Source organism: Bradyrhizobium sp. MI1.7, from assembly GCF_055811795.1.
Genome location: NZ_JBVVPO010000016.1, coordinates 45,798 through 69,190 on the forward strand (window position 1 = coordinate 45,798; position 23,393 = coordinate 69,190).

Genomic DNA, 23,393 nt, shown 5'->3' on the forward strand with positions numbered 1-23,393 from the left:
GGGAGCGCGAGAGCGCGTGTCACTTCGCGGGCGAGGTCTCGTCGACCCAGAGGTCTTCGACGTTCTGATGGGTCAGCTCCGTCGCATTGAGCTGAACGCCCTTGAGCCACGGCTGCACCGCCATGACCGCCTTGTTGTAGTTGAAGAACCAGACCGGCGCTTCCTCATAGAGCAGCGCATTGGCCTTTTGCAGCAGCTCGGTGCGCTTTGCGGGATCGTCGGCCTGCCCTGCCGCATCGATCAGCTTGTCGAAATCGGCATTCTTGTAGTTCATGTAGTTGCAGGCCGGCTGCGGCGTCGAGGAGTGGAAGCATTTGAGCGCGGCCTGGGGATCCGGGCCGGTCGCCTGGGAATAGATGAAGGCCTGGTAGTCGCCGCTGCGCACCACCTCGGCCAGCACCGCGGTCTCGACCTGCTTGACCTTCGCCTTGATGCCGACCTTGTCCAGCATCGGGATCACGGCCGAGACGATCGGCAGGCCCCAGCTTTCATTCTGGCTGGTGGTCCATTCGAACTCGAAGCCGGAGGGATAGCCGGCCTCCGCGAGCAGCTGCTTGGCCTTGGCGGGATCGTAGGGGTAAGGCTTCATCGCCTTGTCGTAGGCTGGAGATGTCAACGGCAGCCAGCTGGTGGCGCGATAGGCTTTGCCCTTGACCAGCTTGTTGATGATCAGGTCGGTATCGATCGCGTAGTTGATCGCCTGCCGGACGCGCTTGTCGGTGAACGGCTTGAACGAGGGGTTCATGCCCATATAGCGCGTGAAGACCTCGGCGACCTCGACGATGGTGCCCTTGAGGTCGGCGTCGGACTGATAGGCGACATACTGGGCGGGCCCGAGCACCGAGGTGTCGATCTCCTTGTTGCGGAAGGCGACATCGCGCGCCGCGGCCTCACCCATGATCGACACGATGACCTTGTCGGCGTAGGGCTTGCCGGGCTTGTAGAACCGGTCCCACCGCTCCAGAACGATGCGCGATCCCGGCACGTGCTCGACGAATTTGAACGGCCCGAGACCGATCGGCTTCTGGATGAAGCTCTCCTTGGCGGCCTCGTCGGCCGGATAGATCGAGGTCAGCGCGGTGAAGAAGTAGAAGCCCGGATCGACTTTCTCGGTCAGCTTCATTTCGAGGGTGAAGTCGTCGATCTTCTTCAGGCCGGAGATCTCCTTGGCCTGGCCCTTCTCGACCGCGGCCGCGCCCTCGATCACCCGGACAAAGCGCGCGCCGGGATAGGCCTTGGTGCCGTCCATGATGCGGTTGTAGGACCAGATGACGTCGTCGGCGGTCATCTTGCGGCCGTTGTGGAAATAGGCGTCGTCGCGCAGCTTGAAGGTGTGAACGAGACCGCCGCCCGAGACCACGTCCTCCTTGGCGAGCTCCAGAACCGGCTTGCCCTCCGCGGAATTCCAGATGTAGAGCGACCGATGCAGCGCCTTGGCGTAGATCTCGTCCTGGGCGCGCTGCGTGGTGTGAATATCGAGGCTCGTGAAACTCGAACCGTAGGGCGCCGTCATGCGGATGGTTCCGCCCTTGCGCGGCGCCTGGGCCTCCGCCGAGGTGGCGAGCGCCAGCCCCAAACCAGCGACGATCGCGATCATCCTGAACATCATGTGTCCCCCAACAACGCAGGCATTCCGATCAGGGATTTGATCATTCGTAGCCCGTCGAACGCAAGCTTCGTTTTGATGGCGACGGGTTCCGGAACGCGGCGCTCGCGAGACCCTCGGAGGCCAGGTTGCGTCCCAAGCGGTGCAAGCCGCCGATTGCGGTGCATCATGAGCGACCAAGGGCAGTGAACATTTTTCGTGATCAACGCGACCAAGCTCAGGATCGTTATCTGAGCCCCAGGGATCGCGGAAAAAATGAATCGCCGAACGCTAGGTATCTTGCTCGCGGGCGGACTGCTCGCCGCCACGGCCGTGCTGGCAAGCCCGGTCGCGGCCAGCCTCGGCCGGTACAGCGAGGCGGACAGCATCCGGTTCAGCTGGAGTCGCACCACCGGCGTGAACGACTATCTTGACGAAACGTGGTGGGCGGTCCGGGGCCATGACACTCCGGATAATTTCGTCGAACGACTGCTCAGCATCCCCGTCAGAGCGGTCGCGCGGGGCGCAGGTGCGGGTTTCGAAGCCAGGGTTTCCCAGGGCACCGGCCTGCCACTGCCCGAGAGCTGGAGCATCGCTACGGCGAAGAATTCGCCGTTCATCGCGTCAGTCTACGCCGAGACCCCGCGCGATCTCACGGCGGTGCTCGGCTTCTATCGCGCCGAGCTCGGCAAGCGTGGCTGGATCGAGACGGTGGTCGAACCGGACCGGGCCGTGATCACCTTCACGACGGCCCGTGGACCGGTCCTGGTCCGGCTTTCCCGTCAGGACGACAGGACAATCGCCGAACTTTCGCTGCGCAAGCCGGGTATCGCGAATGCCGGCCTCCTGCCGAGGCCGAGGCAGGCAAAGCTGATGCTCGGCAACAAGTCGGACGAGGTGGCGGTCATCACCGTCGCCGACCAGACCATCAAGCTGGCGGCGCACGCCGGCGAGAAACTGGCGCACTCCGACTCCGCCGCAGCCGAAATACCGGACAGCCAAAAGATCGATCTGCCGCCCGGCAAGTACAAGGTCACCCTCAAGATCGAGGGCGGCACGGTCCAGAGCCGGGAGTTCGAGGTCGCGGCCAACGAGACCTGGGGCCTGCTGGCCGGCACGGACGGCGTCCTGCTGCCGATGCGGCTTTATTGAAGCGCATCGGCCCCTAGCCGTTCGCAAACTCCGGCTGCCAATCGCGCAGTTTTCGCGCTGCGCCGGTGACGTCCGAGATGTTCGGAAATGCCCCCGCCTCCACCATCATCGCCCTCGCCAGCCGCACCGCGCGCGCCTCGCTGATCGCCCGCCTCCGCGGGTCCTCGATCAGCTCGAAGTCGATGTTGTGGGCCAGGCCGAAGATACGGCGGAGGGTTTTGGCGGCAGCGAAGCCGACGGTGTCAGTGAATAGCCGCTGCATGTAAGCCTGCCGCTCGGCTTCCAGGCATGCAGCGCCCTTCTCGCCGGCAAAGAGCGATGCCGGATAGGCATCGCCGGTGGCGCCAGCGCGCCAGAGATCGAGGAACTTGCGGGCGAACTCGTTCCAGACCTGCTCGACCGTCTCCAGTACCCAGCTTTCGAACGCCTGCCGCTCACCCGGCGTGCGCTCGTGGCCGGCGGAGGCGAAATAGGCCATCAGGAGGTTCGCAAGCACGGCGCCGACGTCGAATCCCATCGGGCCGTAGAACGCGAATTCGGGGTCGATCACCCGCGTTTGGCTCTCCGTCACCATGATCGAGCCGGTGTGGAGATCGCCGTGGAGCAGCGCCTCGGGACTTGCCATGAACTTCAGCTTCAGCCGGGAGATCGCGACATGCAGCTCCATGTCATCGCGCAGCCCTGCGGCCAGGCGGTCGAGATAAGGCGCAGTCCACCGGTTCTGCTCGGCAATGCGGTAGGGATCGGTGAAGATCAGATCCTCGGTAATCTTGCACAGCGCGTGGTTGCCGGCAAAGGCGGCGATGCCCTGCTTCTTCTCGGCCGCCGACAGGGCGAGGTCGGAGGTGAAGAACAGGGTGCGCGCCATGAAGGTGGTGATGTCGTCCACGAAACCGGGATATTGCGTTGCGGCGACCATCCCCTTGCGCATGATGATGTGGGGCTCGAGCAGCTCCATCACCGTCAGCGCCAGCGTCTCGTTGTGGTGCAGCAGGGCCGGCACGAGGCCGGGCGCGAGCTGGGCCTGCTTCGACAAGGCGAGATATTCGTAATGGGCCCGCGACAGCGGCAGCGGCCAGCTCTCGCCGACGAGGCGAACGTAGGGCAGCGCCTGCTTCACGGCGACGCCGCCGCGCGTGCCCTTGACGATGAAGACGAGATTGAGATTGCCGTCGCCGACCTCGGTGATCTCCCAGGCGGCCGGCTCGCCACCGAGCAGTGCCTTCAGGTCGGATATGCCCGCGAGATAGTCCCGCAAGGCCGCCTCATGCAGAATCCGGTAGTCCCCCGCGTCGGCCATGACGATCCCACCCCATGATATTTGAGCACGATCTTATCGGAAAACCGCTTCGCACGTTTCCGGATCATGCTCTTGGCATGGCCGGATCGTTACTCCCGCTCCAGGAAGCTTGAGCCGATCTCGGCCTTTCTTTTGATGGGATCGTAATCACAATAGACGCTGTCCGCCACCAGCGTGTAGCTGGCGCTGACGGTGTATTTGTCCAGCTTGACCGAGTTGAGGCCGATCACCGAGGTGCTCTTGCCCCCGTTCCACTTGAACGGCGTCGAACTCTTGGCCTGCTCGCAGGCCATCACGGCTTCGTTGAAGACAGAGCCCTCGACGAACGCCTTCAGCGTTCGGACCTGCACGGCCATCTTCCACTCGAAATAGCCGATGGCGCCAAGGCCGGCGACGATCAGCACCAGAAGCGCGATGACGATCCGCTGAAAAGTCATTCGTTTCCCCCAAAGCAATATTGTCGGCAAAAACGTCTAGAACGGCATTCCCATCAATCTGGACAAGCGCTCGATCGAAAGATAGCCGGCATGATAGGCCGCGATGCCGATCCCGTAGATGATCGCCGAGATGATCGTGGTCCAGATCAGCTTGCCTCTCATCCGCGTCAGGACCGGTGCGCCGGGGTCGGTGCCGGGCGCGCCGACGCCGTCCTCGTGCTGGCTGCGCACGCCGAACGGCAGCGTCAGAAACAGCGCGATCCACCAGATGACGAAGTAGATCGCAAGCGCGGTCGATATCTGGATGGCCATGATCCGGCGCCCTACGCCTGCTCGATTTCGACCAGCGCCCCGGAAAAGTCCTTCGGGTGCAGGAACAGCACCGGCTTGCCGTGGGCGCCGATCTTCGGCACGCCGTCGCCGAGCACCCGCGCGCCCTCCTTCACCAGCGTGTCACGCGAGGCGATGATGTCGACGACCTCGTAGCAGATATGGTGGATGCCGCCGTCGGCATTGCGCTCGAGGAACTTCGCGATCGGCGAGGCCTCGCCGAGCGGCTCGATGAACTCGATCTTGGTATTGGGCAGCGTCGCGAACACGGTGGTGACGCCATGCTCGGGCAGCGCGACCGCCTCCGAGATCTGCGCCCCGAACGCGGCGCCATAGATCTTGGCGGACTTGACGGCGTCCTTGGTCGCGATCGCGACGTGGTTGAGGCGACCCAGCATGTTTCTTCTCCCTCAGCGCATGATCCGAAGACCATGCTCAACTACACCGTCAGGACGTGTACCAGACAGGGGGGCTTTTTGCCCCAATGTTCGTTGATGACGGCCCGGACAGCGCGTCGCACCGACTCAGCCAGGGCATCCGCATCGCGGCGGCGCGCCTTCGGCAGGCCCTCGATGGTGGAGACCACGGCGTCGAAGACGATGTCGTCGAAGGGCTCGCCGTCCCGGTTCTTCTCGGGAATGCCGACGAGATCGACCTCGGGATCGTCGGCAAGCTCGCCCTGCTCCGTCATCGCGACCGCGACGAAGGCGCAGCCGGAGAAAGCCATGCGGCGACGCTCGACCACGGCGCGGGACTTGGAGTCCTCCAAGATCGTGCCGTCCTTGTAGATCCGGCCGGAGGGCACCTCGCCGATGATGCCGGGATCACCCGGGCCGAGCTTGATCAGGTCGCCGTTGCGAACGACCAGGACGCGCGGCACGCCGGCGGCGCGCGCGAGCTTGGCATGCTCGTTCAGGTGCAGCGCCTCGCCATGGACGGGGATCAGGAGCTGCGGCTTGGTCCAGGCGATCATGTCGCGCAATTCGTCGCGGCGGGGATGGCCGGAGACGTGGACCAGATGGTCGCGGTCGGTAAGGACCTCGACGCCCTGCAGCACCAGATTGTTGATGATGGAGCCGACGGCCTTCTCGTTGCCCGGGATGGTGCGCGAGGAGAAGATCACGCTGTCGCCGCGGTTGAGCGTGATCTCGGGATGGTCGTCATTGGCGATGCGCGCCAGTGCCGCGCGCGGCTCGCCCTGGCTGCCGGTGCACAGCGCCAGCACCTTGTCCTGCGGAAGATGGCCGTAGACCTCGGGCGAGCGGAAGTTCTGCACGCCGTCGAGATAGCCGGTCTCGCGCGCGACCTGCACCACGCGCTCCATGGCGCGGCCGACCACGACGACCTCGCGATCGGCAGCCCTGGCCGCGGCGGCGACGGCCTTGATGCGCGCGACGTTGGAGGCGAAGGTCGTCACCGCGACGCGGCCCTTGGCGGCCTTGACCAGATCGATGATGGTTCGCGCGACCTCGGCTTCCGAGGGCGAGCGGCCGTCACGCACGGCGTTGGTGGAATCACCGATCAGGGCGAGCACGCCCTCCTCGCCCAGTTCGCGCAACCGCTTCTCGTCGGTCGGGCTCCCGAGCGTCGGGGTCGGGTCGATCTTCCAGTCGCCGGTGTGCAGCACCGTGCCGACGTCAGTGTGGATCGCCAGCGCGTGCGCCTCGGGAATCGAATGCGCGACGGGAATGAACTCGACGTTGAACGGGCCGATATCGACGCGGCCGCCCGACGGCACCACCGTCACCGGGATTTTCGGCGCATTGCGCTCGGCGGCGCATTTGGCCTCGAACAGCGCCGCGCTGAACTGCGTGGCATAGATCGGGCATTTCAGCTTCGGCCAGAGGTCGATGATGGCGCCGAAATGGTCCTCATGGGCATGGGTGAGCACGAGGCCCATCAGATTCTTGCGTTCCTTCTCCAGGAAGCTGATGTCGGGCATGATCAGGTCGATGCCCGGCAGATGCTCCTCGTCGCCGAAGGAGACGCCGAGATCGACCGCCAGCCAGGCGCGCTGCTGACGGTTGCCGAGGCCGTAGATCGACAAGTTCATGCCGATCTCGCCGACGCCGCCGAGCGGCGCAAATACCAGTTCGTCAGGCTTCGCCATCACGCAGCTCCCACGGAGGCGGCCGAGCCGAAGAACACCTCGCCGGCCGCCACCGGGAGGCGTCGGCCGTCAACGGTGCGGACGATCAGGCAGCCGGTGTCGTCGATGGTGTCGAAAATGCCTTCCAGCGTCATCGTTCCCGTGTTGATCGCGACCCGTTCGCCGAGGCCGCAGGCGCGCTCTAGCCAGAGTTTGCGGATCTCCGCAAAGCCGCGGCCATTGTCCCAGATGCCGAGGAACTCGACCCAGGCGTCGGACAGCGCCGAGAACAGCTCTTCCGCGCTGATCTGGACGCCGAGTGCGGCCAGCGACACGGCCGGCGTCGGCGTCCTCTCCGGCGCCGCCACGACGTTGGTGCCGATGCCGACGACGACGGCGAGACGATCGCCGACGGCCTCGGCTTCGAGGCCAATGCCGACCAGCTTCTTGCCGCCCGCGAGGACGTCATTCGGCCATTTCAGGGCGTATCTGGGTCGCTCAGGACCAAGCCGGAGCGCGGCCTCGAGGCTGACCTTCTCCAGCGCCGCCTCTTCCGCAAGCCCCGCCGCAAACCCGATGGTGGCGGCAACTGCAGGCGCAATATCCAGCACCTCGAGGACGCTCGCGGCGAGATTGCCCTTTGGCGCGATCCAGGCGCGCTGGCGCCGGCCACGACCGGCGGTCTGGTCGGAGGTGACGAACCACATCGGGCCGCGTTCGCCGGCCCGCGCGTGCTCGATGGCGTCGGTGTTGGTCGAGCCGGTCCGTTCGAAAGCCGCGAGCTTGTAGCCCGCCGAGAGTGCGCGAGGACCGAGCGCGAACCCCATCCTAAAACAGCGACTTTGCCGCGGCGGAGGCGACGCTCACCACCGGGCCCGCGAACAGCGCGAAGAGGATGTTGAACAGGCCAAAGACAGCCAGCACAGTCTTCACCTCGACGCGCACCGGATCGACCTGACCGGCCGGCTCGTCGAAGTACATCGTCTTGACGATGGTCAGGTAGTAGTAGGCGCCCACGACGCTGGTCAACACGCCGATGACGGCGAGCGTGAACAGGTTCGCCTTGATGGCGGCGACGAAGACGTACCATTTGGCGAAGAAGCCGGCGAGCGGCGGGATTCCGGCGAGCGAAAACAGCAGCATCGCGAACATGAAGGCGAGCAGCGGATTGGTCCGCGACAGACCGGCGAAATCGCTGATCTTCTCGACGGCCTGGCCGTTGCGCTTCATCGCCAGAATGACCGAGAACGAGCCGAGCGTCATCGCCACATAGATCACGATGTACATCAAGACGCCCTGCGCGCCCTCGACCGTGCCGGAGGCGAGGCCGACCAGGGCAAAGCCCATGTGGCCGATCGAGGAATAGGCCATCAGGCGCTTGATGTTGGTCTGGCCGATCGCGGCGAAAGAGCCGAGCGCCATCGAGGCGATCGCCACGAACACCAGGATCTGCTGCCACTGCGAGACGATGCCGGGGAATGCGGTCAGCGTGACGCGGGTGAAGACCGCGAGCGCGGCCACCTTCGGCGCCGAGGCGAAGAAGGCAGTCACGGGGGTCGGGGCGCCCTCGTAGACGTCAGGCGTCCACATGTGGAACGGCACGGCCGAGACCTTGAAGCAGAGGCCGGCGAGCAGGAAGACCAGGCCGAACACCAGGCCGATATTCGAGACCGTCGCGGCCGCCGCGATGCCGGTGAAGCTGACCGTGCCGGTGAAGCCGTAGACCAGCGAGGAACCGTAGAGCAGCATGCCCGAGGACAGCGCGCCGAGCACGAAGTACTTCAGGCCGGCTTCGGTCGACTTGGCGTTGTCGCGGTTCGAGGCCGCCACGACATAGAGCGCGAGCGACATCAGCTCGAGGCCGAGATAGAGCGAGATCAAGTCGCCGGCCGAGATCAGCACCATCATGCCGAGCGTCGAGAGCAGCACCAGGATGGCGTATTCGAAGATCCGGCGCGACGGGTCCGACAGGAACTCGGTCGACAGCACCAGCGTCACCGCCGAGCCGATCAGGGCCAGGATCTTCATGAAGCGGGCAAAATCGTCGACGATGAAGCTGCCGCCGAAGGTGACGTGCTTGCCCGCAGGCTGTGCGTAGACGAGCACGCCGACCACGACCAGCAGCAGGACCGAAAGCGTCGTGACGGTCTTGGTGGTCTCCTGCCCGCGATAGGCCCCCAGCATCAAGAGTGCCATGGCGCCGACCGCGAGCACAATCTCGGGCAGCACCGGCGCCAGTTGATAACCTGCAGTCTCAAAGCTCATGGCGATATCCTGACCTGCCCGATCACTGGAGCAGTGCGGCGGCCTTCACGGCCGTCACAGCGGTGTTGTAATTATTGACGAGTTGCTGGACCGAGACGGCCGACATGTCGAGCACCGGCTTCGGATAGACGCCGAACAGGATCGTCAGCGCGATCAGCGGGAACAGCGTCACGCACTCGCGGAAAGTGAGATCCTTCATGCTCGCCAGCGACGGCTTGACCAGCGCCCCGAACACGACCTTGCGGTACAGCCACAGCGCGTAGCAGGCCGACAGGATCACGCCGAAGGTCGCGAAGAACGCGGTCGGGATCGAGACCTTGAAGGTGCCGAGCAGCGTCATGAACTCGCCGACGAAGCCGGAGGTGCCGGGCAGACCGACATTGGCCATGGTGAAGATCATGAAGGTCAGCGCGTAGAGCGGCATCCGGTTGACGAGGCCGCCATAGGCCGCGATCTCGCGGGTGTGCATGCGGTCGTAGACGATGCCGACGCAGAGGAACAGCGCGCCGGAGACGATGCCGTGCGAGATCATCTGGAACATGCCGCCGGCGACGCCCTGCATGGTGCCGGCGAAGATGCCCATGGTGACGAAGCCCATATGCGCCACTGACGAGTACGCAATCAGCTTCTTCATGTCCTCCTGCATCAGGGCGACCAGCGAGGTGTAGATGATGGCGATGGCCGAGAGCGTGAAGATCAGCGGCGCGAAGTCGTGCGAGGCCAGGGGGAACATCGGCAGCGAGAAGCGCAGGAAGCCGTAGCCGCCCATCTTCAGCAGGATCGCAGCCAGAACCACCGAGCCCGCGGTCGGCGCCTCGACGTGGGCGTCGGGGAGCCAGGTGTGCACCGGCCACATCGGCATCTTCACCGCGAACGAGGCGAAGAAGGCGAGCCACGCCCAGGTCTGCAGGGAGCGCGGCACGGCGGTGTGCATCAGGGTCGGGATGTCGGTGGTGCCGCCATTCCAGTACAGCGCCATGATGGCGAGCAGCATCAGCACCGAGCCGAGCAGCGTGTAGAGGAAGAACTTGAACGACGCGTAGACCCGGCGCGGACCGCCCCAGACGCCGATGATCAGGAACATCGGGATAAGGCCGCCCTCGAAGAACAGGTAGAACAGCACGAGATCGAGCGCCGAGAAGGTGCCGATCATCAGCGTTTCCAGGATCAGGAACGCCATCATGTATTCGCGGACGCGGTTGGTGATCGCCTTCCAGCTCGCGATGATGCAGAACGGCATGATGGCGGTGGTCAGGATCACCAGCGGCAGCGAGATGCCGTCGACGCCCATGTGGTAGGTGATGCCGGTGGCGAGCCAGTTCGCCTTCTCGACGAACTGGAAGTCGGCGCTCGACGGATCGAAGCGCATCACCAGGATCACCGACACCGCGAAGGTGATCAGCGTGGTCCACAGCGCGATCCAGCGCGCATTGCGCCGGGCCGCCTCGTCATCGCCTCGGCTGAGATAGACGATCAGCGCGCCAACCAGCGGCAGGAACGTCGTGACCGAAAGGATTGGCCAGGTTGTCATTTACTGGCCTCCAAAGCCGAACATGAACCAGGTGATCAGGCCGGCGGCGCCGATCAGCATGGCGAACGCGTAGTGATAGAGATAGCCGGTCTGGATCTTCACCACGTTGCGGGTGACGTCCAGCACACGGGCCGAGATACCGTCGGGGCCGAGGCCGTCGATGATGAAGCCATCACCCTTCTTCCAGAGCTGATAGCCGATCCACTTCGCCGGGCGGACGAAGATGAGATCGTAGAGCTCGTCGAAGTACCATTTGTTGAGCAGGAACTGGTACAGCATCGGCTGCGTGTTCGCGAGCTCGACCGGCAGATACGGCCGGCGGATGTAGAACAGGTACGACACCAGGAAGCCCAGCACCATCATCACCGTCGGCAGGATGGCGATGGTCTCGGGGATGTGGTGCATCTCCTCGATGATGTGCGGGTTCATCTTCACGGACTCGCGGAAGAACTCCTCGACGCCGTGACCGGCGAACAGCTCCTTGAACGGGAAGCCCGCGACGATCGAGCCGACCGCGAGAACGCCGATCGGGATCAGTATCCAGAGCGGAGCCTCATGCGCGGCCTCGTAGTGATGCTCGTCATGGGGCTCGCCGTGGAAGGTCTTGAAGATCAGGCGCCAGGAGTAGAACGAGGTCAGGCCGGCGGCGACGACCGTCATCAGGAAGCCGTACATCGCGAACGGATTATGCGAGGCGTAGGCGGACTCGATGATGGCGTCCTTGGAGAAATAGCCCGCCGTGAGCGGGAAGCCCGTGAGCGCCAGCGTGCCGATCACCATCACCGCATAGGTGTAGGGGATCTTGCGCCAGAGGCCGCCCATGTTGCGGATGTCCTGCTCGTGGTGCATCGCGTAGATCACCGAGCCGGAACCCAAGAACAGCAGCGCCTTGAAGAAGGCGTGCGTGAACAGGTGGAACATGCCGACCGAATAGGCCCCTGCTCCCATCGCCACGAACATGTAGCCGAGCTGCGAACAGGTCGAGTACGCGACGATGCGCTTGATGTCGTTCTGGACGAGGCCGATGGTCGCGGCGAAGAACGCCGTGGTGGCGCCGAAGAACATCACGACGGCCTGCGCGTTCGGGGCGAGCTCGAACAGCGGCGACAGCCGCGCCACCATGAACACGCCGGCGGTGACCATGGTCGCGGCGTGGATCAGCGCGGAGACCGGGGTCGGGCCTTCCATCGCGTCCGGCAGCCAGGTGTGCAGCAGGAACTGCGCCGACTTGCCCATCGCGCCCATGAACAGCAGCAGGCAGGTCAGGGTCAGCGCATCGGCATGCCAGCCGAGGAAGTCGATGGTCTTGCCGGTCAGGCTCGGCGCCTGGTGGAAGATGGTCTCGAAATCGGTCGAGGCGGTCAGCATGAAGATCGCGAAGATGCCGAGCGCGAAGCCGAAATCGCCGACGCGGTTGACCACGAAGGCCTTGATCGCCGCCGCGTTCGCCGACGGCTTCTGGTACCAGAAGCCGATCAGCAGGTAGCTCGCCAGACCGACGCCTTCCCAGCCGAAGAACAGCTGCACGAGGTTGTCGGCCGTCACCAGCATCAGCATGGCGAAGGTGAACAGCGAGAGATAGCCGAAGAAGCGCGGCCGGTACGGATCCTCGTCCATGTAGCCGATGGAATAGAGGTGCACGAGCGAGGACACGGTCGTCACCACCACCAGCATCACGGCGGTGAGCGTGTCGACCCGCAGCGTCCAGTAAACCTGGAGGTCGCCCGACATGATCCAGGGCAACAGCGGAATCCGCATGTCGTGGTGCATGAAGCCGACATCGACCAGCGTCATCCAGGACAGCGCTGCCGAGACGAACAGCAGCGCGGTCGTGATCAGCTCGGCGCCGCGCGAGCCCGCGGCCGGCGGCTCGACCGGGCCATGGTCGTCATGCGCGTGATCGTCGTGGCCATGATCATCATGGGCGACCGCCGCGTGGGCGTCGCCGTGGCCATGATCGCCGTGATGCTCGACCTCGTCACCCGAGGGGTTGCGGGCATGGGCGCCGAACAGCGCGATAAGCCCGGCCAGAATGGCGCCCAGCAGAGGCAGAAAGACAATTGCCTGAACCATGACTGAGCTCAGCCCTTCATCAGATTGACGTCCTCAACCGCGATCGAGCCGCGGTTGCGGAAATAGACCACCAGGATGGCGAGACCGATCGCGGCTTCCGCAGCCGCAACCGTCAGCACCAGCAATGCGAAGACCTGGCCGACGATGTCGCCGAGGAAGGTCGAGAATGCCACGAGGTTGATGTTGACCGAGAGCAGGATCAGCTCGATCGACATCAGGATGACGATGATGTTCTTGCGGTTCAGGAAGATGCCGAGGATCCCGAGCGTGAACAGGATCGCGCCGACCGCCAGATAATGTCCGAGCCCGATCGTCATTTCACCCACTCCGCCGCGTCGCTGTCCTGGAGCCCCTGCCCCGACGCCACCTTGCGCATCGCCATCGCCATCTCGGGCGTGCGTGCATTCTGAACGTTGATGTCCTGCCGCTTCACGTTCGCCTTGTGGCGCAGCGTCAGCACGATGGCGCCGATCATGGCGACCAGCAGCACCATGCCCGCGAGCTGGAAGTAGTGGATGTACTTCGTATAGAGCACGAGCCCGAGCGCCTCGGTGTTGCTGACATTGGTCGGGATCGCCGCCGTGATCGTCTTGGAGACGCCGGGGTTGATGACCCAGAAGCCGACGGTGAGCAGCAGCTCGAACAGGAAGATGCCGCCGATCACGAGGCCCACCGGCAGGTACTCGATGAAGCCCTCGCGCAGCTCGAGGAAGTCGACGTCGAGCATCATGATCACGAACAGGAACAGCACCGCGACGGCGCCGACATAGACGACGATCAGGATCATCGCGAGGAATTCGGCGCCCATGAGCACGAACAGGCCGGAGGCGTTGACGAAGGCCAGGATCAGGTACAGCACGGAGTGCACGGGATTGCGCGAGACAATCACCATCACCGCCGAGGCGACGCAGACGCCGGCGAAGAGATAGAAGAACAGCGCGGGAAGGATCATGCTCTCATCTCACCGGTACGGCGCGTCGAGCTCGATCGCTTTCGCGATCTCGCGTTCCCAGCGGTCGCCATTGGCGAGCAGCTTGGCCTTGTCATAGAACAGTTCCTCGCGGGTCTCGGTCGCGAATTCGAAGTTCGGACCTTCGACGATGGCGTCGACCGGACAGGCCTCCTGGCAGAGGCCGCAATAGATGCACTTCACCATGTCGATGTCGTAGCGCACGGTGCGGCGGGTGCCGTCGTTGCGGCGCGGGCCGGCCTCGATGGTGATGGCCTGCGCCGGGCAAATGGCTTCGCACAGCTTGCAGGCGATGCAGCGCTCTTCGCCGTTCGGATAGCGGCGCAGCGCATGCTCGCCGCGGAAGCGCGGCGAGATCGGGCCCTTCTCGAAGGGATAGTTCAGCGTCGGCTTCGGCTGGAAGAAATAGCGCATGGCGAGGAAGAACGCCGAGACGAATTCCGACAGCAGGAGCGAGCGTGCAGTGGCGTTGACATTGATACCCATGACGGCCCTCACTTCGGCGCGATGCCGGCGAAATGCAGCACACCGGCCACCACGACCACCATCGCCAGCGACAGCGGCAGGAACACCTTCCAGCCGAGGCGCATCAATTGGTCGTAGCGGTAGCGCGGCACGATCGCCTTTGCCATCGCGAACAGGAAGAACATGAAGAACACTTTGAGCGAGAACCAGATGATCCCCGGCACCCAGTTGAAGGGCGGCAGATCCACCGGCGGCAGCCAGCCTCCGAGGAACAGGATCGTCGCCAGCGCGCACATCGTGACGATCGCGACATATTCGCCGAGCATGAACAGCAGATACGGCGTCGAGCCGTATTCGACCATGAAGCCGGCGACGAGCTCTGATTCAGCTTCCACGAGGTCGAACGGCGGACGGTTGGTTTCCGCCAACGCCGAGACGTAGAAGATCACGAACATCGGGAACAGCGGCCACACATACCAGTTCAGGATGGTGAGCTGCGGCAACCCGATCAGGCTGGCAAGGCCACGGGCATGCTGGGCCTCGACCACGGCCGACAGGTTCAGCGTGCCGGCGCAGAGCAGCACGGTGATGATGACGAAGCCGATCGAGACCTCGTAGGACACCATCTGCGCCGCCGAGCGCAGCGCGGCCAGGAACGGGTATTTCGAGTTCGACGACCAGCCGGCCATGATGATGCCGTAGATCGACAGCGACGAGATCGCGAAGATGAAGAGCACGCCGACATTGATGTCGGAGATCACCCAGCCGAGATTGGTCGGGATCACCGCCCAGGCCGCGAGCGCGAGCACGCATGAGACCAAGGGAGCAAGGAGGAACACGCCCTTGTTGGCGCCGGACGGGATGATCGGCTCCTTCAGCACGAACTTCAGCAGGTCCGCGAAGGACTGCAGCAGGCCCCAGGGGCCGACCACGTTCGGGCCGCGGCGGATCTGCACCGCCGCCCAGATCTTGCGGTCGGCGAGCAGGATGTAGGCGATCGCGACCAGCAGGACGACGAGCACCAGGACGCTCTCCGCGACCATGATGATCAGCGGCCAGAGGAAACCGGTCCAGAATGCGCTTTCGAAGAATTCCATCGGCTCACTCCGCTGCGGTCAGCATCTGCCCGGAGGCAAGCCGCGAGCATTCCGCCATCACGGCGGATGCACGCGCGATTGGGTTGGTCAAATAGAAGTCCTCGATCGCCGGCTTGAACGGCGCCTTCTCCGGCGAGCCGCCCTTCCCCGCCAGCTTCTTGATCTGGTCGGCGGCGCCGGCTTCGATCTGGTCGAGACGCATCAGGTGCGGCGCGGCCTTGAAGATCGCCTGGCGGAGTGCCGACAGCGAGTCGTAGCCGAGCTTCTTGCCGAGCGCCTCCGACAGCGCCCGCACGATCGCCCAGTCCTCGCGGGCTTCGCCCGGCGGGAACGCGGCACGGCCGGTCATCTGCACGCGGCCTTCGGTGTTGACGTATATCGCGGACTTCTCGGTGTAGGCGGCCGCCGGCAGGATGACGTCGGCGCGATGCGCGCCGCGGTCGCCATGGGTGCCGATATAGACGACGAAGGTGCCGTCCGACGGCTTGATCTCGTCGGCGCCGAGCAGGAACAGCAGGTCCAGCGTGCCGAAGGTCGTCATCTGCGCGGCGTTCAGCCCGCCCGCACCGGCGACAAAGCCGATGTCGAGTGCGCCGACGCGCGAGGCGGTCTCGTGCAGTACGCCGAAGCCGTTCCAGCCGTCCTTCACCGCGCCGACATCGAGCGCGAGCTTGGCGGCGGCGGCGAGAATGGCGGCGCCGTCGTGACGCGAGGCTGCGCCTGCGCCGACCAGGATGATCGGGTGCTTGGCGTTCTTCAGCACATCCATGAAGGAATGCTTGCCGGCCGCGAGCTCGCCGAGCGTCTCGGTGCCTGCGCCGAGGTGGTCATAGTCGTAAGTGAGATCGACCTTGGCGCCGATCACGCCGACCTTGAAGCCGCCGCCGCGCCAGCGCTTGCGGATGCGGGCGTTGAACACGGCCGCTTCCTTGCGCGGATTGGCGCCGATGATGAGCAACGCGTCGGCCTGCTCCACACCGACCAGCGTCGGATTGAAAATGTAGGAGCCGCGACCGAGCGCGGGATCGAAGGCGTCGCCGCCCTGCACTGCCAGATTGTTCGAGCCGTACTTGGCCAGCAGGTCCTTCAGCGCGAACATCTCTTCGACGCCGGCGAGGTCGCCGGCGATCGCGCCGATGCGCTTGCCGTCGGTGCGCGCCGCTTTCGCAGCGATCGCGGCAAAGGCTTCGGGCCAGCTCGCCGCCCGCAGCTTGCCGGCTTCGCGGATATAGGGCCGGTCGAGGCGCTGGGTGCGCAGGCCGTCAACGACGTGACGGGTCTTGTCGGAGATCCACTCCTCGTTCACGGCCTCGTTGATGCGCGGCAGCACGCGCATCACCTCACGACCGCGGGTGTCGACGCGGATCGCCGAGCCGAGGCCGTCCATCACGTCGATCGACTGGGTCTTGCCGAGCTCCCACGGGCGAGCCGCAAAAGCATAGGGCTTCGAGGTCAGCGCGCCGACCGGGCAGATGTCGACGAGATTGCCCTGCAATTCGGACGTCAGCGCGTGCTCGAGATAGGTTGTGATCTCCATGTCCTCGCCGCGGCCGGTGGCGCCCATCTCGGGCGCGCCGGCGACTTCCGCCGAGAAGCGGACGCAGCGCGTGCACTGGATGCAGCGGTTCATCGAGGTCTTGACCAGCGCGCCGAGGTACTTGTCCTCGACGGCGCGCTTGTTCTCGGCGAAGCGGCTGGTGTCGACACCATAGCCCATCGCCTGGTCCTGAAGGTCGCACTCGCCACCCTGGTCGCAGATCGGGCAGTCCAGCGGATGGTTGATGAGAAGGAATTCCATCACGCCTTCGCGTGCCTTCTTCACCATCGGCGAACGCGTGGAGATTTCCGGCGGCTCGCCCTTGGGGCCCGGACGGCAATCGCGCACGCCCCAGGCGCAGCTTGCGACCGGCTTCGGGCCGCCCTTCACTTCGACGAGGCACATCCGGCAATTGCCGGCGATCGACAGCCGCTCGTGATAGCAGAAGCGCGGAATCTCGGCGCCCGCGGCTTCGCACGCCTGGAGCAGCGTGTACTCGGCGGGGACATCGATCTCTTTGCCGTCGATGATGAGCTTGGTCATTCTCTCTACTCCGCCGCGACCATGTTCACGGGATCGCGGACGCCGATATCGTCGATGTCAGCCTTGTGCGAATACTGGTCGATGCGCGCTTCGATCTCGTGACGGAAATGCGCGATCAGGCCCTGGATCGGCCAGGCGGCTGCGTCGCCGAGCGCGCAGATGGTGTGGCCTTCGACCTGCTTGGTGACTTCGAGCAGCATGTCGATTTCGCGCTTGTGGGCGCGGCCATCGGCCATGCGGGTCAAGACGCGCCACATCCAGCCGGTGCCCTCGCGGCACGGCGTGCACTGGCCGCAGCTCTCGTGCTTGTAGAAATAGGAGATGCGAGCGATGGAGCGGATCAGGTCGGTCGACTTGTCCATCACGATCACGGCCGCTGTGCCGAGGCCCGAGCGCAGCTTGCTCAAGCTGTCGAAATCCATCGGCGTGTCGATGATCTGCTCGGCCGGTACCATGCGCACCGACGAGCCGCCGGGGATCACGGCCTTGAGGTTGTCCCAGCCGCCGCGGATGCCGCCGCAATGCTTCTCGATCAGCTCACGGAACGGAATGCCCATGGCCTCTTCGACGTTGCAGGGCCGCTCGACATGACCCGAGATGCAGAACAGCTTGGTGCCGACATTGTTCGGACGGCCGATGCCGGCGAACCAGGCCGCGCCGCGCCGCAGGATGTCGGGCGCAACCGCGATCGACTCGACGTTGTTGACGGTGGTCGGGCAGCCGAACAGGCCGACATTGGCCGGGAACGGCGGCTTCAGGCGCGGCTGGCCCTTCTTGCCTTCGAGGCTTTCGAGCAGCGCGGTCTCCTCGCCGCAGATATAGGCGCCGGCGCCGTGCGCGACGTAGATGTCGAACGGCCAGCCGTTGACATTGTCCTTGCCGACGAGCTTCGCCTCATAGGCCTGGTCGATCGCGGCCTGGAGATGCTCGCGCTCGCGGATGAACTCGCCGCGGACATAGATGTAGCAGGCATGCGCGTTCATCGCGCAGCTCGCGATCAGGCAGCCTTCGATCAGGAGATGCGGATCGTGCCGCATGATCTCGCGATCCTTGCAGGTGCCGGGCTCGGATTCGTCGGCGTTGACGACGAGATAGCTCGGGCGGCCGTCGGTCGATTCCTTCGGCATGAACGACCATTTCAGGCCGGTCGGGAAGCCGGCGCCACCGCGCCCGCGAAGGCCCGACGCCTTCATCTCGTTGATGATCCAGTCACGGCCCTTGTCGATGATATTCTTCGTACCATCCCAGGCGCCGCGGCGCCGCGCGCCCTCGAGCCCCCAGTCGTGGAGGCCGTAGAGGTTCTTGAAGATGCGGTCCTTGTCCTCGAGCATTTCAGTGCTTTCCGATCAACGATTGGACTGCTTGTAGGCAAGTCCGGCGGCGCAGACGGCGAAGGTCAGCGCCCAGAGTAGGCTGCTCTCCTGCGTCGCGTTCATCACGAAGCGCTGCAGCAGGAACATGAAGGCGGCCGCGACCGCGGCGTGCATGGCGACGAAGCCCCATTTGTTCACGGCTTCGTTCCCTCCAATTGCGGGGAGATCACGCATCAGGTGATCTCCTTCAGCGTGGTCGGCCCACCCGTCGGCGCCGAGAACTGGCGGCCGTTCTGCGGACCGGGCTTCGGCGGATTGCCCGAGGCGAAGCCGTCGAGCACCTTGCCAAAGGTTTCCTTGGTCAAATCCTCATAGGTGTCCTTGCCGATCAGCACCATCGGCGCATTCACGCAGGCACCGAGACATTCCACCTCTTCCCAGCTGAAATTACCGTCCTTGGAGAGATGGAACGGCTCGTGGTGAATGCGGTGCTCGCAGACGTGGATGAGATCCTCGGCACCGCGCAGGCGGCACGGCGTGGTGCCGCAGACCTGGACGTGGGCCTTCTTGCCGACGGGGGCGAGCTGGAACATCGTGTAGAAGGTCGCGACTTCGAGCACGCGGATATAGGGCATGTCGAGCAGATCGGCGACGGCGCGGATCGCGGCTTCCGACACCCAGCCGTCGTGCTGTTCCTGGACGCGCCAGAGGATGGCGATGACAGCGGAGGCTTGCCGGCCGGCCGGATATTTCGCGATCTGCTGCTTGGCGAACGCGAGGTTCTCCTCCGTGAACGCAAAGCTCGCGGGCTGGACTTCCTTCGGTGCTAATCGGCGAACGGACATCTCTTATCTCTCACTGCATACGGCGCGCGGTTTTCGCATTCAGGGCATCGATCCTGCCCTGCCAGAATGCGCTTGCGGTGCCGAAAACGTTGTAGCCGACGTGTGTCGAGACCTTGATGCGGTCGAGGATCGACAGCTCGGTCACGGTCTCCATCCGGTTGCTGCGCGGATCGAACACGATCAGCTTCAGCGGCGTCTGTTCGAGGATAAAGCGCGACACCGCGTGGCTGCGATCGCTGCCGTGCTCCTCGCACATGATGACGCTGTCGGTCTCAAGCAGCCGTGCGCCGCCCTTGATCGCCTCGATCTCGACGCCCTCGACGTCGAGCTTGATCAGGTACTTGCCGTGGGCCGCCACCTTGCCGTCATCGATGAGATTGTCGAGCGCGAGAACCGGCACGTCCTCGCCGCCCGCCGACGGTGCGCCGGCGATGCTGAAGGCCTCATGCTTGGTGCCTGACAGCCGCGCGGTACCGCGCGCCGCGCCGATGGCGCATTTCAGCGTCTCGAAGCGGTTGCCGTTGACGCGGGCGTTGTTGGCAAGCTTCGGATAGTTCTGCCCCGACGGCTCGATCGCGATCGCCTTGTGCGATCCGAACGGCTTGCTCGAGACCAGCACCGACCAGTAGCCGTAATTGGCGCCGCAATCGAGCAGCGTGTAGTCGACGTCGATGGAGTCGGCGAACAGGACCTCCAGCTCGTCCTCGTAGTTGTAGGAGCGGTTGAGCAGCTTGCTCCAATAGCCGTCGCCGTAGGGGAATTCGAACACGGCATCGGGATTGAGCCTGATCGCGATGTTGCGCTCGGGCAGCGTCTTCCGCAGCAGGTTCGCGCAGGCGATGTAGCCCATGTGCGAGAAATGCGAGGAGATCTTCGATCCCGTCACCAGCGCCAAGGCAGCCGTCCGCTCCCACAGGTTGGCCCCTTCAAGGGCCCCCGAGGCACGGTCAAACTGGATTGGCGCCTGCGCCATCACCGATCGACCTCTCCGAACACGATGTCGAGCGAGCCGAGGATCGCCGAGACGTCGGCAAGCAGATGGCCGCGGCAGATGTGGTCCATCGCCTGAAGATGCGCAAAGCCCGGCGCGCGGATCTTGCACTTGTAGGGCTTGTTGGTGCCGTCGGAGATCAGATAGACGCCGAACTCGCCCTTCGGCGCCTCGACCGCGGTGTAGACCTCGCCGGCCGGCACGTGGACGCCTTCGGTGTAGAGCTTGAAGTGATGGATCAGCGCTTCCATCGAGCGCTTCATCTCGCCGCGGCGCGGCGGCGCGACCTTGTTGTCTTCGACGACGACAGGCCCCTTCCCGTCGGCTGCGTTCAGCTTCTGGATGCACTGCTTCATGATGCGCACGGACTGGCGCATCTCTTCCATGCGGATCAGGTAACGATCGTAGCAGTCGCCGTTCTTGCCGATCGGGATGTCGAAATCCATCTCGGCGTAGCATTCATAGGGCTGCGACTTGCGCAGGTCCCAGGCCGCGCCCGAGCCGCGCACCATGACGCCCGAAAAACCCCACTCCCAGGCTTCCTTGAGCGGCACCACGCCGATGTCGACGTTGCGCTGCTTGAAGATGCGGTTGGCGGTGAGGAGACGATCGAGATCGTCCACGACCTTCAGAAACGGATCGCACCAGGCCTCGATGTCGTCGACCAGCTTCTGCGGCAGGTCCTGATGCACGCCGCCGACGCGGAAGAAGGCTGCGTGCATACGGCTGCCCGAGGCGCGCTCGTAGAACACCATCAGCTTCTCGCGCTCTTCGAAGCCCCACAGCGGCGGGGTCAGCGCGCCGACGTCCATCGCCTGCGTGGTGACGTTGAGGAGGTGCGAGAGGATGCGGCCGATCTCGCAATAGAGCACGCGGATCAGCTGGCCGCGGCGCGGCACCTCGATGCCGAGCAGCTTCTCAGCCGCCATGCAGAAGGCGTGCTCCTGGTTCATCGGCGCGACGTAGTCGAGCCGGTCGAAATACGGGATCGCCTGCAGATAGGTCTTCTGCTCGATCAGCTTCTCGGTGCCGCGGTGAAGCAGGCCGATATGGGGGTCGACGCGGGCGACGATTTCGCCGTCAAGCTCCAGGACCAGACGCAGCACGCCGTGCGCAGCCGGATGCTGGGGCCCGAAGTTGATGGTGAAATTGCGAAGCTGTTCGGGTTGCTCGTTCATGATCAGACCTTCGGTCCCGCCTTCTCGTCACCGGGAAGCGGATAGTCCGCCCCTTCCCACGGCGAGAGGAAATCGAACTTGCGGAATTCCTGGTTGAGCCGGACGGGCTCGTACACCACCCGCTTCTCCTGGTCGTCGTAGCGAACCTCGACGAAACCGGTGGTCGGGAAATCCTTGCGCAGCGGATGGCCCTCGAAACCGTAATCGGTCAGCAGGCGGCGCATGTCGGGGTGACCGACGAAGAACACGCCATAGAGGTCGTAGGCCTCGCGCTCGAACCAGTCGGCGCCGGGGAACACGTCGATCAGCGACGGCACCTGCGTGGTCTCGTCGGCTTGGGCCTTGAGGCGGATCCGCGCGTTCAGGGTCGGAGACAGGAAGTGATAGATCACGTCGAAGCGTTTTTCGCGCGACGGATAGTCTGCGGCCGTGATGTCGGTGAAGTTGATGAACCGGCATTTCGGATCGTCGCGGAGGTACTTGACCACCTCGACGATCTTGCTGACCTCGACATCCACCGTGAGCTGGTTGAAGGCAACCGAATGACCGATGGCGGCGCCCGGAAGTGCGCTAACGATCGTCTGCCCCAGGGCGTCGAGCTTGGCGTCGTCCATGACGTAAAACCTTAGCGTTCGATGGTGCCGGTGCGGCGGATCTTCTTCTGCAGCAGCAGCACGCCGTAGAGCAGCGCTTCCGCCGTGGGCGGGCAGCCCGGCACGTAGATGTCGATCGGCACGATCCGGTCGCAGCCGCGCACGACCGAATAGGAATAGTGGTAGTAGCCGCCGCCATTGGCGCAGGAGCCCATCGAGATGACGTAGCGTGGCTCGGGCATCTGGTCGTAGACCTTGCGCAGCGCAGGCGCCATCTTGTTGGTCAGCGTGCCGGCGACGATCATCACGTCGGACTGGCGCGGCGAGGCGCGCGGGGCGAAGCCGAAGCGCTCGACGTCGTAGCGCGGCATCGAGACCTGCATCATCTCGACCGCGCAGCAGGCGAGACCGAAGGTCATCCACATCAGCGAGCCGGTACGGGCCCAGGTGATGAGGTCGTCGGTCGCGGCCACGAAGAAGCCCTTGTCGGACAGCTCGGAGTTGACCTCGAGGAAAAACGGATCGTTGGCGCCAACCGGCCTGCCGGTCGACGGATCAAGGATGCCCTTGGGGGCCGGCGCGACGACCGGGCCAGAGGACGTTGCAGGGTTCAATCCCATTCCAGTGCTCCCTTCTTCCATTCATAGGCGAACCCGACCGTCAGCACGCCGAGGAACACCACCATGGACCAGAAGCCGGTCGCGCCAAGCTTGCCGAACGCCACCGCCCAGGGAAACAGGAACGCCACCTCGAGGTCGAAGATGATGAAGAGGATGGCGACCAGATAGAAGCGGACGTCGAACTTCATGCGAGCGTCGTCGAAGGCGTTGAAACCGCACTCATACGCCGACAGCTTTTCCGGGTCCGGCTGCTGGAACGCCACGATGAAGGGCGCGATCAGCAGCACGAGGCCGATGAGGCCCGCTACCCCTATAAAGACGACGAGTGGAAGATAGTTCTGCAGAATGCCGCTCATTGACGAGCCCTTTTTCCCGCAGCCTCGGGACAGCCACGGATTCGTCCAGTTTGGAATTGTTCTGAGCCTTAGCGCAGTGCACCAATGGGCGCAAGACACGCTCTTTTTAGGCCCTTTACCGCC

At 64.4% G+C, this 23,393-nt stretch carries 24 protein-coding genes; 1 reads left to right on the plus strand and 23 read right to left on the minus strand.

The genetic code is table 11. From position 1 onward, the window contains the following. Positions 1–19: 19 nt before the first annotated feature. Positions 20–1,609 (minus strand): ABC transporter substrate-binding protein, encoded by a 1,590-nt coding sequence (locus AC0L3X_RS17125; RefSeq protein ID WP_473316533.1) that lies wholly within the window; start codon positions 1,607–1,609, stop codon positions 20–22. 252 nt (positions 1,610–1,861) lie between these two features. Here AC0L3X_RS17125 and AC0L3X_RS17130 point away from each other — a divergent pair, with 252 nt between their 5' ends. After that, positions 1,862–2,737 (plus strand): hypothetical protein, encoded by an 876-nt coding sequence (locus AC0L3X_RS17130; RefSeq protein ID WP_354131587.1) that lies wholly within the window; start codon positions 1,862–1,864, stop codon positions 2,735–2,737. A 13-nt stretch (positions 2,738–2,750) separates the two neighbouring features. Here AC0L3X_RS17130 and mtnK read toward each other — a convergent pair whose 3' ends face one another. The 22 genes from mtnK to AC0L3X_RS17240 form a co-directional block, all read right to left on the minus strand. Next, on the minus strand, positions 2,751–4,037 hold the full coding sequence (mtnK, locus tag AC0L3X_RS17135) for an S-methyl-5-thioribose kinase (protein ID WP_063982988.1): 1,287 nt from the start codon (positions 4,035–4,037) through the stop codon (positions 2,751–2,753). Between the two features lie 89 nt (positions 4,038–4,126). After that, positions 4,127–4,474, minus strand: a complete 348-nt coding sequence (locus AC0L3X_RS17140; RefSeq protein WP_014494873.1) for a hypothetical protein — start codon at positions 4,472–4,474, stop codon at positions 4,127–4,129. 36 nt (positions 4,475–4,510) lie between these two features. Beyond that, positions 4,511–4,786: a DUF1467 family protein gene (locus AC0L3X_RS17145; RefSeq protein ID WP_063982987.1), complete on the minus strand. Its 276-nt coding sequence runs from the start codon at positions 4,784–4,786 to the stop codon at positions 4,511–4,513. A gap of 11 nt (positions 4,787–4,797) precedes the next feature. Beyond that, entirely contained in the window at positions 4,798–5,202 is a 405-nt protein-coding gene (mce, locus tag AC0L3X_RS17150) for a methylmalonyl-CoA epimerase (protein WP_028149063.1), read from the minus strand. Between the two features lie 41 nt (positions 5,203–5,243). Continuing rightward, positions 5,244–6,914 (minus strand): ribonuclease J, encoded by a 1,671-nt coding sequence (locus AC0L3X_RS17155; RefSeq protein WP_354131588.1) that lies wholly within the window; start codon positions 6,912–6,914, stop codon positions 5,244–5,246. Then, complete coding sequence (locus AC0L3X_RS17160; protein ID WP_283016690.1) at positions 6,914–7,720, minus strand: biotin--[acetyl-CoA-carboxylase] ligase; 807 nt, start codon at positions 7,718–7,720, stop codon at positions 6,914–6,916. The genes AC0L3X_RS17155 and AC0L3X_RS17160 overlap by 1 nt, the downstream gene beginning before the upstream one ends. Position 7,721: 1 nt before the next feature. Then, positions 7,722–9,158 carry an NADH-quinone oxidoreductase subunit NuoN gene (gene nuoN, locus AC0L3X_RS17165; protein WP_283016691.1) on the minus strand — a complete coding sequence of 479 codons (1,437 nt, stop codon included), beginning with the start codon at positions 9,156–9,158 and terminating at the stop codon, positions 7,722–7,724. Between the two features lie 22 nt (positions 9,159–9,180). Then, positions 9,181–10,689: an NADH-quinone oxidoreductase subunit M gene (locus AC0L3X_RS17170; protein ID WP_071913375.1), complete on the minus strand. Its 1,509-nt coding sequence runs from the start codon at positions 10,687–10,689 to the stop codon at positions 9,181–9,183. Then, positions 10,690–12,762: an NADH-quinone oxidoreductase subunit L gene (nuoL, locus tag AC0L3X_RS17175; protein WP_283016692.1), complete on the minus strand. Its 2,073-nt coding sequence runs from the start codon at positions 12,760–12,762 to the stop codon at positions 10,690–10,692. 8 nt (positions 12,763–12,770) lie between these two features. Further along, entirely contained in the window at positions 12,771–13,079 is a 309-nt protein-coding gene (gene nuoK / locus AC0L3X_RS17180; RefSeq protein ID WP_008547737.1) for an NADH-quinone oxidoreductase subunit NuoK, read from the minus strand. After that, positions 13,076–13,714: an NADH-quinone oxidoreductase subunit J gene (locus AC0L3X_RS17185; RefSeq protein ID WP_028149057.1), complete on the minus strand. Its 639-nt coding sequence runs from the start codon at positions 13,712–13,714 to the stop codon at positions 13,076–13,078. The genes nuoK and AC0L3X_RS17185 overlap by 4 nt, the downstream gene beginning before the upstream one ends. A gap of 9 nt (positions 13,715–13,723) precedes the next feature. Beyond that, complete coding sequence (nuoI, locus tag AC0L3X_RS17190; RefSeq protein ID WP_014494864.1) at positions 13,724–14,218, minus strand: NADH-quinone oxidoreductase subunit NuoI; 495 nt, start codon at positions 14,216–14,218, stop codon at positions 13,724–13,726. A gap of 8 nt (positions 14,219–14,226) precedes the next feature. Next, positions 14,227–15,294, minus strand: a complete 1,068-nt coding sequence (nuoH, locus tag AC0L3X_RS17195) for an NADH-quinone oxidoreductase subunit NuoH (RefSeq protein ID WP_063982981.1) — start codon at positions 15,292–15,294, stop codon at positions 14,227–14,229. Between the two features lie 4 nt (positions 15,295–15,298). After that, a complete protein-coding gene (nuoG, locus tag AC0L3X_RS17200) occupies positions 15,299–17,374 on the minus strand; it encodes an NADH-quinone oxidoreductase subunit NuoG (RefSeq protein ID WP_283016693.1) in 2,076 nt (691 codons plus the stop codon). Positions 17,375–17,379: 5 nt separating this feature from the next. After that, positions 17,380–18,705 carry an NADH-quinone oxidoreductase subunit NuoF gene (gene nuoF / locus AC0L3X_RS17205; protein WP_014494861.1) on the minus strand — a complete coding sequence of 442 codons (1,326 nt, stop codon included), beginning with the start codon at positions 18,703–18,705 and terminating at the stop codon, positions 17,380–17,382. Positions 18,706–18,720: 15 nt separating this feature from the next. Further along, on the minus strand, positions 18,721–18,921 hold the full coding sequence (locus tag AC0L3X_RS17210) for a hypothetical protein (protein ID WP_028149053.1): 201 nt from the start codon (positions 18,919–18,921) through the stop codon (positions 18,721–18,723). Next, complete coding sequence (gene nuoE / locus AC0L3X_RS17215) at positions 18,921–19,532, minus strand: NADH-quinone oxidoreductase subunit NuoE (protein WP_028149052.1); 612 nt, start codon at positions 19,530–19,532, stop codon at positions 18,921–18,923. The genes AC0L3X_RS17210 and nuoE overlap by 1 nt, the downstream gene beginning before the upstream one ends. 10 nt (positions 19,533–19,542) lie before the next feature. Beyond that, entirely contained in the window at positions 19,543–20,505 is a 963-nt protein-coding gene (locus tag AC0L3X_RS17220) for an FkbM family methyltransferase (protein WP_283016694.1), read from the minus strand. Next, on the minus strand, positions 20,505–21,701 hold the full coding sequence (locus tag AC0L3X_RS17225) for an NADH-quinone oxidoreductase subunit D (RefSeq protein ID WP_135216783.1): 1,197 nt from the start codon (positions 21,699–21,701) through the stop codon (positions 20,505–20,507). Before AC0L3X_RS17225 ends, AC0L3X_RS17220 begins: the two co-directional genes overlap by 1 nt. Before the next feature lie 2 nt (positions 21,702–21,703). Continuing rightward, positions 21,704–22,315, minus strand: coding sequence for an NADH-quinone oxidoreductase subunit C (locus AC0L3X_RS17230; RefSeq protein WP_166342015.1), 612 nt, complete (start codon positions 22,313–22,315; stop codon positions 21,704–21,706). Between the two features lie 11 nt (positions 22,316–22,326). Then, positions 22,327–22,914, minus strand: a complete 588-nt coding sequence (locus tag AC0L3X_RS17235; RefSeq protein WP_014494855.1) for a NuoB/complex I 20 kDa subunit family protein — start codon at positions 22,912–22,914, stop codon at positions 22,327–22,329. Then, positions 22,905–23,270 (minus strand): NADH-quinone oxidoreductase subunit A, encoded by a 366-nt coding sequence (locus AC0L3X_RS17240; RefSeq protein WP_007603535.1) that lies wholly within the window; start codon positions 23,268–23,270, stop codon positions 22,905–22,907. The genes AC0L3X_RS17235 and AC0L3X_RS17240 overlap by 10 nt, the downstream gene beginning before the upstream one ends. Positions 23,271–23,393: the final 123 nt, after the last annotated feature.